The following is a 12,099-nucleotide window of genomic DNA, read 5'->3' as shown; positions in this document are numbered from 1 at the left end:
GGCATGTCCGTCGAGCCGGTGACCGAGTCGACGCCGCGTCCCGTCCGGCACGCGGTGATGACGCAATGGTGGCGGGAAGTGACGTTCCTGCACTGGCCGGTGGATCCGGACCTGGCGGCCGCCCTGCTGCCGGCCGGAACCCGCCCCGACCTGTTCGAGGGCCGCACCTACGTGGGGCTGGTCCCGTTCCGGATGGATCGCACCCTGCGACTGCCCTACCTGGGTTCGTTCTGCGAGACGAACGTCCGGCTGTACTCGGTCGACGAACGCGGACGCCGTGGCGTGGTGTTCCTCTCCCTGGATGCCGCCCGGTTGATCCCGGCGCTGGTCGGCCGGTCGGCGCTGTCCATGCCGTATCTCTGGTCGTCGATGGGAATCGAAAGGACGACCGGCACAATCGATTACCGCTGCCGCCGGCGGCGTGGCGAGGCCGGCGCCCGGGTGCGGGTGCGGGTCGGTGCGCCGATCGAGCAGCCGACGCCGCTCGAGCAGTTCCTGACCGCCCGCTGGGGCCTGCACGTCACCCGGTTCGGCAACACCCTGTACATGCCCAACGAGCACCCGAGCTGGCCCCTGCATCACGCCGAACTGCTGGACTGCGACGACGATCTCGTCGCGGCCGCCGGCCTGCCCGCACCGGCCGGCAGCCCGGTCAGCGTGCTCTACTCCCCCGGCGTGCCGGTGCGATTCGGACGGCCCTTCCGCGTGTAGCACCCGATCGACCGCGAGTGAACCGTCCTCACGCGTGCGCGGTCTTGCCACCGTCGATGACCAGCTGCGCTCCGGTCAGATACGGATGCTCGTCCGAGGCCAGGGTCAGAGCGAAGGCCGCGATCTCCTCGGGCGTGGCGATGCGGCCCAGCCCGGGCACATTCGAACTCGCCCACTGCTTCATGAAAACCTGCCAGGCCGCGTCGGGCAGCGATTCCATCCCGGCCGCCCGGCGCACCAGCTCGGTGTCCGTGGTTCCCGGGATCAGGGTGTTGACCCGGATGCCGTCGGCGGCGTAGTCCAGCGCGGCGGCCTGAACCAGTCCCGCGAGACCGCGTTTGCTCGCGGTGTAGGCGCCCTTGCCGGTATCGGTGGCGATCGCATTGCTCGAGGAAGTCACCACGATCGCACCGCCGCCCGCCCGAATCAGATGCGGCACCTGGTATTTGATCGACAGAAAGGCACCGCGCAGGTTGGTGTTCACCACCCGGTCGAACTCGTCGGCGTCGTACTCGTGCAGCTTCTTCTGAATGGTGATGCCCGCGTTGTTGAACGCGACATGCAGTCCGCCGTAGATCCGCGCGGTCGTATCGACGAAGTCGCGAATATCGCTCTCCACCAGTACGTCCGCGCGAACGAAGGTGGCTTCACCCCCGGCGGCGCGGATCTCGCGCTCCACGGACTGCCCGCGCTCGACTCGCCTGCCGCAGAAGGCGACCCGGGCGCCCTCGGCGGCGAACAGCCTGGCAGCCGCGGCGCCGATTCCCGAGGTACCGCCGGTGATCAGTACTGTTTTCCCGGTGAACCGCTGCCGGGCGGCGGGACCGTATCGCGGCGCGTTCGAGTCGGCGCCGAGCGCCACACCTCCGGCGAGGCCCGCGGCGGCGCCCGCCAGCACGCCGGAAGCCACCGCCGCCCTGCCCAAGAGTCGTCTGCGGCTGGTTACCGGTGCGGCGGTGGTCGTTTCGGCTGCGGTGTTCTCGTCGGTCATGTCCGCAAGCCTGTCGCCCGCCACCCGGTGCGCGTATCGGCCGTGCGGCCCGACTCGCGGCCGCCGGGAGGAGCCGGGTCCTCCCGTGGGAGGAGCCGGACGGTGTTCACCTTCGGCCACTATGGTGACCGTGATGGATTCAGGCGGCGGCACTCGACTTTTCGCATCATGGTTCGAGGTACGCGGTATCCCACTGCGACTGCTCGTGCTGCTCGTGCCCGCGACCGGGTGCCTGTTCCTGCTCACCGGCACGGCCGGCGGAATCGATTGGGCGATAGCACTGTCGGCGGTCGTGGTCGCCGCGGCCGGTGTGCGATGGCCGTTCATCGCCGCGCTGCTGACCAGCGGACTGCTCCTGCTCGGCTTCGAATTCGGTGACAGTGGGCCGATCGTGGCCAAGGTGGCGGCCGGCTTCGCACTGACCGAGCTGGCCGCGCGCCGCGAGGGTCGCGAAATCTATGTGGCCGCAGGGGCTCTGGGCCTGGCCTACCTGCTGCACCCCACCGGCGAGTTCGCCGCCAACGGCTACCGCGCGGTGGTCATGGCGGGCGCACCGCTGCTCCTGGGCGGGTTGCTGCGCACCATCCGCGGGAGCGCGGAACGCGCACGACGCCAAACCCTGGAACTGGCCGAACGCCGCGATATCGAGGTGGCCGCCGCCCGCGCACTGGAACGCACCGCCATCGCTCGCGAGCTGCACGACCTCATCGCCCACCACGTCTCCTCCACCGTGTTGCGGGTCGGGGTGGCCAGGCACGCACTGCCCGACGCGCCGCCGCCACTGCTCGAGGTCCTGGACGAGATCCACGCCAGCGGCAGGGAAACCCTGCGTGACCTGCGTCGCCTGGTGTCGATCCTGCGCGACCCCGCGATGACCGAGGACGCGTTCATCGCACCCGCCGATCTACCCGCCGCGGTGCTCGCGGTCGCCGAGCGCGCCGGGCAGCTGGGGGTCACCGTGGACTGCGAGGTCGAGGAATCCATCGGCGAGATCGACGCCATGTCTGCCCTGACCCTGCTGCGCCTGACGCAGGAGGGCATCGCCAATGTCGCCGAACACGCGGGCCCCGGCACCACCGCACGACTGCGCATCACAGTGAATTCGGATCACGCCGCATTCCTACTGTGCGACAACGGCTCCGGCGCAGGGCAGCCCGCGAGCGGCAACGGCCTGGGCCTGGTGGGCCTGCGCGAACGCGTCGAACTGCTGGGCGGGGAGTTCGCGGCCCGATCCCACGGCCCCGGCTGGCAACTCACCGCCACCCTCCCGATCGGAGTCCCCGTCCCGTGACGAGCATTCGCGTCCTGATCGTCGATGACCAGCACCTGGTCCGCGCGGGCCTGCGCATGCTCTGCCACACCGACGCCGATCTCGAGGTGGTGGGCGAGGCCGCGACCGGCCGCGAGGCGGTCCGCCTGACCGAGCAGCTCACCCCGGACGTGGTGCTCATGGACCTGCGCATGCCCGGCATGGACGGAATCCGCGCCACCGCGGCGATTCTCGCGATCCGGCCGAGTACACGGGTGCTGGTGCTGACCACCTTCGACGATGACGAACACCTCTACCCCGCCCTCGCCGCGGGAGCCTGCGGCTTCCTGGTGAAAGACGCTTCCCCGCGGGACCTCCTGGACGGCATCCACCGGGCCGCGTCCGGCGAACGCCCCTTCACCCCGGAGATCCTCACCCGCGTAGTCGATTCCGCCCTGACCGCCCGCACCGCAGCCCCGGCCCCGCCGGCGTCCCTGCCGCCCGGCCTGACACCGCGCGAAACGGAGGTCCTGCTGCTGGTGTCCACCGGGATGGGCAATGCGGAGATAGCCGAGCGACTCCACGTGGGCGTGACCACGGTCAAAACCCACATCACCAATCTGATGACGAAAACCGGTGCGACCAACCGCATCCAACTCGCGCTGCTCGGGGTCGGTCGCTGACACGAGACCCGCGGTTCAGCGTGTCTCCCACACGAACCCGTCGGGGTCGGCGAACGAACCCAGGCCGCTGTCCATCACGATCCGGTGCGAACCGCTGCCCTCGGGGGACATTCCGGCATCCTTGGCCGCGGACTTGCGGGGGTACATCGCCAGGGTGACCGGGGAGCCCTTGCCTTCGAACTCGGCGTACTTGCCGCCGAAGCTCTTGGCCACGGTCAGGCCGCGGTCGGCGTAGAACTGCTTGCTGGCCTTCACATCATCTACGCCGAGCAGCAGAACCACGGTGTCGACCTCGCGGGTGAAGGGGCCCACGTCCTTCTTCTTCGAGGTGTCGACCTTCCAGATCGTGCCCTCGGGAGCCTGCAGGACCGCGCCGTAGCCCCACAGGCTCTTCTTCGCCGGCTTGACCACGGTGAACCCGGCCTCGACGGCGGTCGCGATCAAGCTGTCGACGGTCGAGGGCTGCGAGACCACGAGGGAGAGCAGGAATCCGCGGAAACCGGTCGAGGGCGACTGCGACTCGCGGAAACCGATCCGGTCCCCCAGCCCGAAGGCGGCTTCGTAGCACGCCGCGGCGGCCGCGACATCGGCGACCTCGAGCTGAACGTTGATATCGGTGCTGGTGAGCGTGTTGTTTTCCATGCCCATAACGATATGGACGGGGCCGGACGGCAACATCCGTGCCGACCACCGAACCCACCACTGAGACCCGGTACGTAGGCCGACACCGGGCCGCGTGTGGGCGACGTCGAGTCAGCCGGCGTTCGAGGTGCAGATGGTGTCCAGCACGGACGGCGGTGTGACGAGCCGGGCCAGACCGACATCGAACAGGAAACTGGTGGGCGGGGACAGGGTTCGATTCCCCATGTCGAGCGCGGCAGCCTCCGCCGCGGCGGCGGTCGCCCCGCGCCCGGTCAGATACACCGGTTCGAGCCCGTTCGACCACGCCGTCCAGCTCACGAGTTGCACGACCGAGGCACAGTCGTTGTGCACGCGCGCGAAAACGGTGCAGCGATCCACGGTGCAGGCTTTGACGGCGGCCTCGTCCGCGGCGGCCTGCGATGGAAAGTCAACCGCCACACCGACTCCGGTGTGGTGCTCCCACGGCATGCCCGGTGTCTTCTGCTGGTAGACGGCGATCGCCCCGTACAGATCACCGGCCGCGTTCGCCGTCCCCGTACCCGAGGCGAGCAGGACGCCGGCGGCCGGAACCACCATGGCCAGAGCGGATTTTCCCAACAACGACATGAACTCGACCCCCGAGTTGTAGTGCACGGACCGGGAGATCATTGCCGGAATCGGGCCGAGTGTCCAGCTCGCACGGCGGAATTCGGCCTTCGGCGCAGGCTGGTCAGTCCGGTGAATGACCCGGAGAGTTGGGCACCGGGATCTCGAACTGCCAGGGGCCGACGATGCCGGGGCGGGCCGCGGCTGCGCCGTGCAGGCGCAGATATTCCGCACGCGGGACGTCGACGGCGCCGAGCGAGGCCAGATGATCGGTGGTCATCTGGCAATCGATCAGGGCGAAATCCCAGTCGGCGAGTTGGGTGCAGAGCCAATACAGCGCGATCTTGGAGGTGTCCCGGGCGCGCGAGAACATGGATTCACCCGCGAAGGACCGGCCGAGCGCGACACCGTACAGACCGCCCACCAGTTCGCCGTCCCGCCAGACCTCGACCGAGTGCGCATGGCCGAGCCGATGCAGTCGCAGGTAGGCCGCCCGCATGTCGTCGCCGATCCAGGTTCCCTCCTCCTTGGCCCGCGGCCCGGCGCAGTGGGCCATCACCTCGGCGAAGGCGCGATCCATGGTCACCGCGTAGTCGGCGATGGCGACGGCTCGCCGATGGGACTTGGTCACCCGCAGGGCCGTCGGCAGCAGAATGCTGCGCGGGTCCGGGCTGTACCAGTGGATCATCTCGCCGGGGTTGTACCAGGGGAAGATGCCCGCGGAATAGGCGGCGAGCAGTCGCTGCGCCGACAGATCCCCGCCGAAAGCGACCAGCCCGGACGGATCCGCCAGCTCCAGGGACGGGAATGGCTGGTCCGGTTCGGCCAGGTACAGCCGCATCAGGTCGGAAGCGTCGGTCACCGGTCAGACCTTACCGACCTGGCCGGACAGCGTCCGGCTCTGCGGACCGTGGAATGGCCGTTCCGGCGGCCACGCGCCGCGTCAGCAGATCGGAATCGTGCCCGGGGCGGTCGGCTGCCCCGAGCTGATCGTGCACAGCGACTTCCAGAACAGGTTGGCCCCGTTCTGCGCCGACCCGCTCTCCACGGACCCGTTGAGCAGTCCGGCGCCGAGAGCCGTGGCCGAACCGCTGGATCCCTCGTCAGCGACAGCCGACGGTTGGACGGCCGCCGCACCGTCCGCGTTCTCGATCAGCGTCAGGGGCGCGGCCGCGGCCGACCCCATCCCCGCGAACAACACACCGGCCACTCCGGCCGCGGCTACGACATAGCGCATGTGAGAGGACCTTTCCGGGGTGAAGGCCGGACACACCGCCGACCACGCGAGAACTATAAATGCGTTCATTTCACAAATAGCCGGTATGGATCGTCCGCCCCTGCCCCCAGTTCCATTGCCTTGCAATCGGACTCGAATCGAACTCCGCAGGCAGAGGCGCCCGATCGCGCGCACCGCCGCTTCATCCGGCGGATTCCTGCGACCCGGGCCGCTCACAGCGCGAAAGCCGTCGGACGAGCCGAGTACGTTCTGTCGCATGGGTTTTCTGGGTGGGGTGTTCGGCTCCAGGCGTAAACGGCTCGGCAGGCAGGCGTTCGAGATGGTGCGGGACAACCCCGCGGTCAGTGTGGCGGAGTACGACGCCGCGAACTTCTCGATCCGGTTGCCGGGATCGGCGCGAAAGCCGGTGCGCGGCCCATCGTTTTCGTCGCCGCCAACACCGGTGTGCTGATCGGGGCCGAGTACTCCGAGCGGCACGTGGTGCAACTGGTCGACACCGCCCGCGAACTCTTCGACCGGGCGGTCCGCGAGGTGTCACCGGTCCCGTACACCGTCGACGACTCCGGCCGCCTGATCCCGTACCGGGTGCCGCCGGACCACCTCGCCGCGCGCGACATCGACTTCGCCGAAAGCACTCTCACCAGCCGCGTGTACGCGCAGCAGCACAACAACCTCAGCGCCGACGTCGAGGCGGGCGCACTCGATTTCACCCCCCAGGTGATGCACGTCCGAGCACCGAACGGTTCGGCGACAACCCTGACCACCTGGACCGATACCGTCCCCTCGCTACTACCCCACGCCCGCAACGTCATGCTCGTCGACCGTGATGCCTCGGACGGCTTTCCGGTTCCCTGGGAAACCCTCGCGAGCGCGGTGCCCCTGACGCCGGTCGAGGGTCTCTATCCGCCGCGCTATCGGGCCGAGTTCCACCCCGACGCCGAGCACATGGCACGGTTGCGCGCCGCCGGGGGTTTGCGTTGACGACCGGACGGAGCGCGAGACCCGCTGCGCGTCAGCATGGTTCGCGTCCCGCTGCCCCGAATCGCAGCCGGGCCGCGGTGTTGATGCTGGTGGGCCTGGTGGCTGCGGCGACCCTCGTCACCGCGGTGCTGTTCTTCTCGCTGTCGGCGCTCAGCGACAGCGTGGAATCCGCGGTTGTCCTGCCGGACACGCACACGGAGCTGTCCGATGACGAGGCCAGGAACAAGATGGCCGAGCTGTTCGACATCCATATTCCGGAGAATTGGCGGCTGGCCGAGATGACGGAGACCTGCCGGAACAGGATGAACCTGCCCACCTGCACCTACGACGGGATGTTCGAGGGCCCGGCAACCGAATTCGCCCGGTACCCCGAGCTCTTTCGCGGCGCGGCGGTCGCTCGGCCGGTCACCTGCGAGGTTCTCGCCGCCAAGAACCTGCTCGACCTGGTACCCCAGACGACCTGCACGAATGGGCAATCGCTGGTGCTGCACGAATTGGCCGTCGGCCGCGCGGTGATCGGAAGCAGCGTGCTCGTCGCGGGCTCCGCGACGACCACCGACGTGCGAATACGAATCAGGGTCGTCTAGGTCGGCCGGAACGGGCGTGTGGCTCACGCCCGTTCGGCATTGCCCGATGCATGATGGGCGTCATGTCCGTAGCCAGGTACACCATCGGTATGGTCTATTTCGACGGCATGACGCTGTTGGACAGCGTCGGCCCGGCCGATCTCTTCGCCCGGGTGCCCGGGGTTCGGCTGATGAACATCGGTGTCAAGCCCGGCCCGGTGACCACCGACTGCGGGATTCGGGTCATCCCCGACTGCGTACTCGGCGCGGCCCCGGAACTGAACGTGCTGTTCGTCGGCGGGGGTGGCGGCACCACCGAGCTGCTCGCCGACGCGGACCTGCTGTCGTTCCTGTCCCGCCGTGCGCCACAGGCGGATTGGATCATGTCCGTGTGCACGGGCGCGCTCGTGCTCGGCGCGGCGAATCTGCTGCGCGGGTACACCGCGACCACGCACTGGAGCATGCTGCACGCCCTCCCGCTGTTCGGCGCGACCACGTCCACCGACCGCGTCGTGATCGACCGCAACCGGGCCACCGGCGGCGGGGTCACGGCCGGAATCGACCTGGCGCTCAGCCTGATTGCCCGCCAATGGGGAACCGAGCAGGCCGAGCTGGTCCAACTCGTGACCGAGTACAACCCGCATCCGCCCTTCGACGCGGGCTCCCCGCAACGCGCTCCCGGCGCGGTGCGCGAGTCCGCCGACGCACTTTTCGCTCCGCTCACCACCCGCCGCACCCGCGCGGCCGAGGTCGCCGCGGAACGTCTGATGGCACGCGCACGCGACTAGAACCGGCCGCGGGTCGCCTTGCGGACGGGGCATCGACCCGGCCTCTCGGTGTCGAGGCGACCGCCATGGACCCTTGTGCGGGTAGCCCGGCAATCCACGCCCGGAGGCAAAATTCCGCAGGTCAGGCATCGAATGCGTGATCCGCGAATGGAATTGGGGGCATGACCGCGGGCCCGGCAGCTTGTTACGGTCGCAGCTCATCGCATCAACATGGAGGAACTTATGTACCGTCCCGTGCTGAATGTCCTTGCCGGCGGTTCGCTCGCACTCGCGATCGCCCTGCAGCCCGCGATCGCCGCGGCAGCACCGAACGCGGCAGCGGCGAACGCTGCCGCGGCCGAATCGCCCGCCACCGTCTCGGCCCCGATCACCAGGCCGTTCGATCCCATGTGCCCGCTGTGCTTCGTCCGCGAATTCATCGAAAGTGGTTCCGCGCGCTGACGATCCGCTCAGCGCTGCTTCCACGCCGCGTAGCGGTCGGGGCAGCACACCGCGCAGGGGCGGTAGCCGGCCGCGACGGCCGTGGATTCGTCGGCGAAGAACACCCGGCGACCGGCATAGCCGCCCGCGGCGATCGCACGTAACGCCGAAGGGCAGTCGAGGCGGCCGTAGATCCGGCTGCCGCGGTGCCCACCCCACCGGCCCGGGGTCCCGGAGCGGTAGGGCCGGCCGCGGGCATCCAGCAACAGATAGCCGGGGCCCGAAAAATCAAGCGGCATCGTGGAATACCAGCGCCAGGGTGCGGCGGCGCCCGGAACGGACGGTGGATACGCCGTGGCGGACCGGGGCCGCCGACCAGCCGCGGGCCGTGCGCACCGGCCGGTCGCGGGTGGTGAACACGAGCCCGTCACCCTGGGGAATCAGCGTGGCCGCACCGCGAGACTGGGCGCGGGCACGCTGCTCGACGAGCAGGAACTCACCGCCCGTGTGGTCGATACCGGGCCGATCGAGAGCGATCACGACCTGGAGGGGAAATACCAACTCCCCGTACAGGTCTCGATGCAGCGCGTTCCAATCCCCGGAGCCGTAGCGCAACAGGATGGCCGTCGACCGGCGTTGCCCGGCCCGATGGCACATGTCCAGCCATTCGTCGAGGGTGTCCGGCCAGGGGGCGGGCCGCCCGAGCCTGGCCCACCAGTCGCGAGCGATGGGCAGCAGGCGCGGGTACAGCGCCTGTTTGAGTTCCTCGATCGGCTCGGGATACGGCGCGGCGAAGTAGCGGTATTCGCCGGAGCCGAAACGGTGCCGGTTCATGTCCACGGTGCTGCGGAACAGCGCGGGCCGATCGTAGAGTTCGGCCACCGCCGCGGCTTCCGCGGCGGTGAGCAGGCCCGGCAGCGGTGCGCCGCCGAAGGCGTCGAGCTCGGAAGTCACCGCGGGCCAATCGATTCGATCGACCCTGGCCGATCGCAGCCCCGGTGTCGCGGTGCTCATGCGGCGGCCTCGAGGCTCAGCAGCAGATTCTTGGCCTCCGCGCCGCCGACGTATCCGCCGAGGCTGCCGTCCGCGCGCAGGACCCGGTGGCACGGCACGATCACCGGCAGCGGGTTGGTGGCGCACGCCGTGCCGACGGCGCGGACCGCCTTCGGGTTGCCGACCAGCTGGGCGACCTGGGCGTAGCTGCGTGTCTGTCCGTAGCCGATCTCGGGCAGGTGCTGCTGCACGAGCTGCCGGAAGCCCTGCGACAGTGACAGATCCAGTGGCAGATCGAAGGTTTCGCGGCGGCGGTCGAAATACTCGTCGAGTTCGCGCATCGTGTCGTCGAGGCGTCGCGGCGCCCGCAGGATTCGCGGGCTGAGTTTGTGCGCGAGGGTCTCGAGAACGCGATCGTGGTCTTCGCGGGCATAGGCGACCCGGACCAGCCCCGTGGGCGTGGCGGCCAGCAGCAGCCGGCCCACCGGGGAATCCATCGTGGTGTAGGCGACGTCGATCAGTTGGGCCGCTTCGGCTTTGCGCTCGAGCAGGTGGTGCAGCCGAGCCATGGTGGGCTCGTCCACGGGCGCCGACAGGGCGGCGATCGCGTCGTCGTCGCGGGTCATCTCGTTCATCGTGGGTCTCCTTTCAGAGTCGCGCCCGGGTAGGTCCTGCGCAGGGATTTCAGGCCGTCGGCCGCGGCCCGGCGCGCGGCATCTGTGGTGCCGCCGAGTATTTGCGCGATCTCGGCGTACGGCAGGCCGGCGACGTAGTGGTAGGCGATGCTGCGGCGCTGTTTGTCGGGCAGTCCGGCCACCGCCGCCCACACCCCGGCGTCGTCGGATCCCACGACGCCGTCACCGGCCGGCTCGTCGGGCATGTCCCGCACCGGGAGTGGATCACGTGTCGCGGCACGGATGACGTCGATCGCCTTGCGGTGCGCGATGGTCACCAGCCACGCCTCCACGTTCGCCGTCTCGGGCAGGTCCGGATAGGCGCGCATCGCCGCCAGGAAGGTTTCCGACCAGGCGTCCTCGGCGTCGTGAACGCCGACCACCGCGCGGCACACCCGCAGCACGGTCGATCCGTGCTCGGCGACTATCGCCTCGAACGGTTGCTTCACGCGCGGCACAGCCTTCCCCCGCGCACGGACGGGCCGTTCGCCACGATGGCGGCCGGGCCGGGCGTCGCGGTGTCGACCACGGTGTACCGGGTGTTCATCGGCTTCCCCTTTCTCGTTCTCACCCTGCAGACGGTGGACGCGGGAAGAACGTGAGATCACCCGGCCGGGAACTCCGGCCGGCCCCGTCGATGATCGAAACATGTGCCGAGCCGATGTCGCCCCGGGTCGCATATCGCGTGTCGGGTCACCGGTCAGCCGAAGCTGTCGAGCCCGGTCAGTTCGCTCGAGAGTGCCCAGAGGCGGGCGGCGGATTCGGGATCGACCGCCCAGGGTTTGACACCGCCGATGAGCATGTCGTCGGTGGTCGCCGGATCCGCTATGTCGCAGTCCTGGCAGTAGACGCCGCCGTGGCCGTCCAGGCGCGGGGAGGTGGCCGCCCACACCGCTGTCGCCGCGCCCTGGGCCGGTGTTTTGAAGCCCGCGGCGGGTCGGCCGTCGGCGGTGATCCAGCCCTGTGCGATGTGTTCGCCGCGCGCGATGTTGCGCTGCAACGGGGTGAGGATGCTGCCCGGGTGTACGGCGAAGGCCCGCACGCCGAGGGTGTCGAGGTGGACCGCGAACAGCGAGTTGGCGGTCTTGGATTGGCCGTAGGCGAGCCAGTGATCGTAGCCGTGCGCGAAATGCGGGTCGTCCCAGCGGATATCGCTGAGGAAATGGCCCGACGACGCCACCGACACCACGCGGGCTCCGGTCGGCGCGAGCGCCGGGCGCAGACGGTTGATCAGCGCGAAGTGGCCGAGATGGTTGATGGCCAGGTGCGCTTCCCAGCCGGAGGGAACGGTGCGGTGCGGGTAGGCCATGACGCCGGCGTTGTTGATGATGACATCGAGGGTCGTACCCGTCTCGAGCAGTTGATCACTGAAGATTCGAATGCTCTCGAGGTCGGCCAGGTCGAGCGCGTGGATCCGGGTGCGGGCGACGCCGGCGAGCGCGGCCCGGGCGATATCGGGACGCCGGGCGGGGACGATCACCTCCGCTCCGGCCCGGGCGAGCGCGACCGTCGCCGCTCTGCCCAGGCCGGAGTAGCCGCGAGCTGTTCCTGCGCCCGATCCCCCGCACCCCGGGAGGTC

Annotated in this window: 18 protein-coding genes; 8 read left to right on the top strand and 10 right to left on the bottom strand. The window is 69.4% G+C overall.

Annotated elements, in window-relative coordinates:
* Nucleotides 1–3: 3 nt before the first annotated feature.
* Nucleotides 4–711: a DUF2071 domain-containing protein gene (locus ABZ319_RS31700; RefSeq protein WP_354990204.1), complete on the top strand. Its 708-nt coding sequence runs from the start codon at nt 4–6 to the stop codon at nt 709–711.
* 28 nt (nt 712–739) lie between these two features.
* On the opposite strand, the gene ABZ319_RS31695 is transcribed toward ABZ319_RS31700, so the two are convergent.
* Entirely contained in the window at nt 740–1,702 is a 963-nt protein-coding gene (locus ABZ319_RS31695; RefSeq protein WP_354990203.1) for an SDR family NAD(P)-dependent oxidoreductase, read from the bottom strand.
* Nucleotides 1,703–1,835: 133 nt separating this feature from the next.
* On the opposite strand from ABZ319_RS31695, the gene ABZ319_RS31690 reads away from it, so the two are divergent.
* Together ABZ319_RS31690 and ABZ319_RS31685 are read left to right on the top strand one after the other, a co-directional pair.
* The gene (locus ABZ319_RS31690; RefSeq protein WP_354990202.1) at nt 1,836–2,993 is read left to right on the top strand and encodes a histidine kinase; all 1,158 of its coding nucleotides are present in this window, start codon (nt 1,836–1,838) and stop codon (nt 2,991–2,993) included.
* Nucleotides 2,990–3,634, top strand: a complete 645-nt coding sequence (locus ABZ319_RS31685) for a response regulator transcription factor (RefSeq protein ID WP_354990201.1) — start codon at nt 2,990–2,992, stop codon at nt 3,632–3,634. The genes ABZ319_RS31690 and ABZ319_RS31685 overlap by 4 nt, the downstream gene beginning before the upstream one ends.
* 15 nt (nt 3,635–3,649) lie before the next feature.
* Here ABZ319_RS31685 and ABZ319_RS31680 read toward each other — a convergent pair whose 3' ends face one another.
* The 4 genes from ABZ319_RS31680 to ABZ319_RS31665 form a co-directional block, all read right to left on the bottom strand.
* Nucleotides 3,650–4,276 (bottom strand): glyoxalase, encoded by a 627-nt coding sequence (locus tag ABZ319_RS31680; protein ID WP_354990200.1) that lies wholly within the window; start codon nt 4,274–4,276, stop codon nt 3,650–3,652.
* A 111-nt stretch (nt 4,277–4,387) separates the two neighbouring features.
* Nucleotides 4,388–4,882, bottom strand: coding sequence for a DUF4189 domain-containing protein (locus ABZ319_RS31675; RefSeq protein WP_354990199.1), 495 nt, complete (start codon nt 4,880–4,882; stop codon nt 4,388–4,390).
* Between the two features lie 103 nt (nt 4,883–4,985).
* Nucleotides 4,986–5,723 carry a leucyl/phenylalanyl-tRNA--protein transferase gene (gene aat / locus ABZ319_RS31670; protein WP_354990198.1) on the bottom strand — a complete coding sequence of 246 codons (738 nt, stop codon included), beginning with the start codon at nt 5,721–5,723 and terminating at the stop codon, nt 4,986–4,988.
* Nucleotides 5,724–5,804: 81 nt separating this feature from the next.
* Entirely contained in the window at nt 5,805–6,098 is a 294-nt protein-coding gene (locus ABZ319_RS31665) for a hypothetical protein (protein WP_354990197.1), read from the bottom strand.
* Between the two features lie 256 nt (nt 6,099–6,354).
* On the opposite strand from ABZ319_RS31665, the gene ABZ319_RS31660 reads away from it, so the two are divergent.
* From ABZ319_RS31660 to ABZ319_RS31640, 5 genes are all read left to right on the top strand, one after another.
* Complete coding sequence (locus ABZ319_RS31660; RefSeq protein WP_354990196.1) at nt 6,355–6,549, top strand: hypothetical protein; 195 nt, start codon at nt 6,355–6,357, stop codon at nt 6,547–6,549.
* Entirely contained in the window at nt 6,543–7,079 is a 537-nt protein-coding gene (locus tag ABZ319_RS31655) for a hypothetical protein (protein WP_354990195.1), read from the top strand. Before ABZ319_RS31660 ends, ABZ319_RS31655 begins: the two co-directional genes overlap by 7 nt.
* Before the next feature lie 77 nt (nt 7,080–7,156).
* Nucleotides 7,157–7,666: a hypothetical protein gene (locus tag ABZ319_RS31650; protein ID WP_354990194.1), complete on the top strand. Its 510-nt coding sequence runs from the start codon at nt 7,157–7,159 to the stop codon at nt 7,664–7,666.
* Between the two features lie 62 nt (nt 7,667–7,728).
* Entirely contained in the window at nt 7,729–8,433 is a 705-nt protein-coding gene (locus ABZ319_RS31645) for a DJ-1/PfpI family protein (RefSeq protein WP_354990193.1), read from the top strand.
* A 222-nt stretch (nt 8,434–8,655) separates the two neighbouring features.
* Complete coding sequence (locus ABZ319_RS31640) at nt 8,656–8,874, top strand: hypothetical protein (RefSeq protein WP_354990192.1); 219 nt, start codon at nt 8,656–8,658, stop codon at nt 8,872–8,874.
* An 8-nt stretch (nt 8,875–8,882) separates the two neighbouring features.
* On the opposite strand, the gene ABZ319_RS31635 is transcribed toward ABZ319_RS31640, so the two are convergent.
* From ABZ319_RS31635 to ABZ319_RS31615, 5 genes are all read right to left on the bottom strand, one after another.
* Nucleotides 8,883–9,152 (bottom strand): Ada metal-binding domain-containing protein, encoded by a 270-nt coding sequence (locus ABZ319_RS31635; RefSeq protein WP_354990191.1) that lies wholly within the window; start codon nt 9,150–9,152, stop codon nt 8,883–8,885.
* The gene (locus ABZ319_RS31630) at nt 9,142–9,867 is read right to left on the bottom strand and encodes a 2OG-Fe(II) oxygenase (RefSeq protein WP_354990190.1); all 726 of its coding nucleotides are present in this window, start codon (nt 9,865–9,867) and stop codon (nt 9,142–9,144) included. Before ABZ319_RS31630 ends, ABZ319_RS31635 begins: the two co-directional genes overlap by 11 nt.
* Nucleotides 9,864–10,472: a methylated-DNA--[protein]-cysteine S-methyltransferase gene (locus tag ABZ319_RS31625; RefSeq protein WP_354990222.1), complete on the bottom strand. Its 609-nt coding sequence runs from the start codon at nt 10,470–10,472 to the stop codon at nt 9,864–9,866. Before ABZ319_RS31625 ends, ABZ319_RS31630 begins: the two co-directional genes overlap by 4 nt.
* A gap of 5 nt (nt 10,473–10,477) precedes the next feature.
* Nucleotides 10,478–10,969, bottom strand: coding sequence for an RNA polymerase sigma factor (locus ABZ319_RS31620; RefSeq protein WP_354990189.1), 492 nt, complete (start codon nt 10,967–10,969; stop codon nt 10,478–10,480).
* Nucleotides 10,970–11,220: 251 nt separating this feature from the next.
* Nucleotides 11,221–12,099 (bottom strand): SDR family NAD(P)-dependent oxidoreductase (locus tag ABZ319_RS31615; protein WP_354990188.1); only part of this gene is annotated, 879 nt, incomplete at its 5' end.

The sequence above is a fragment of the Nocardia sp. NPDC005978 genome, from assembly GCF_040614455.1.
Lineage (GTDB): Bacteria > Actinomycetota > Actinomycetes > Mycobacteriales > Mycobacteriaceae > Nocardia.
Note: the sequence above shows the minus strand (reverse complement) of the source record. Positions and strands in the feature narration are given on the sequence as shown.

What these genes read in the sequence shown, in the direction of transcription:
- ABZ319_RS31700 (WP_354990204.1), top strand. Translation starts at nt 4, where the DNA reads ATGTCCGTCGAGCCGGTGACCGAGTCGACGCCGCGTCCCGTCCGGCAC.
- ABZ319_RS31695 (WP_354990203.1), bottom strand. Translation starts at nt 1,702, where the DNA reads ATGACCGACGAGAACACCGCAGCCGAAACGACCACCGCCGCACCGGTA.
- ABZ319_RS31690 (WP_354990202.1), top strand. Translation starts at nt 1,836, where the DNA reads ATGGATTCAGGCGGCGGCACTCGACTTTTCGCATCATGGTTCGAGGTA.
- ABZ319_RS31680 (WP_354990200.1), bottom strand. Translation starts at nt 4,276, where the DNA reads ATGGAAAACAACACGCTCACCAGCACCGATATCAACGTTCAGCTCGAG.
- ABZ319_RS31675 (WP_354990199.1), bottom strand. Translation starts at nt 4,882, where the DNA reads ATGTCGTTGTTGGGAAAATCCGCTCTGGCCATGGTGGTTCCGGCCGCC.
- ABZ319_RS31665 (WP_354990197.1), bottom strand. Translation starts at nt 6,098, where the DNA reads ATGCGCTATGTCGTAGCCGCGGCCGGAGTGGCCGGTGTGTTGTTCGCG.
- ABZ319_RS31660 (WP_354990196.1), top strand. Translation starts at nt 6,355, where the DNA reads ATGGGTTTTCTGGGTGGGGTGTTCGGCTCCAGGCGTAAACGGCTCGGC.
- ABZ319_RS31645 (WP_354990193.1), top strand. Translation starts at nt 7,729, where the DNA reads ATGTCCGTAGCCAGGTACACCATCGGTATGGTCTATTTCGACGGCATG.
- ABZ319_RS31640 (WP_354990192.1), top strand. Translation starts at nt 8,656, where the DNA reads ATGTACCGTCCCGTGCTGAATGTCCTTGCCGGCGGTTCGCTCGCACTC.
- ABZ319_RS31635 (WP_354990191.1), bottom strand. Translation starts at nt 9,152, where the DNA reads ATGCCGCTTGATTTTTCGGGCCCCGGCTATCTGTTGCTGGATGCCCGC.
- ABZ319_RS31630 (WP_354990190.1), bottom strand. Translation starts at nt 9,867, where the DNA reads ATGAGCACCGCGACACCGGGGCTGCGATCGGCCAGGGTCGATCGAATC.
- ABZ319_RS31625 (WP_354990222.1), bottom strand. Translation starts at nt 10,472, where the DNA reads ATGACCCGCGACGACGACGCGATCGCCGCCCTGTCGGCGCCCGTGGAC.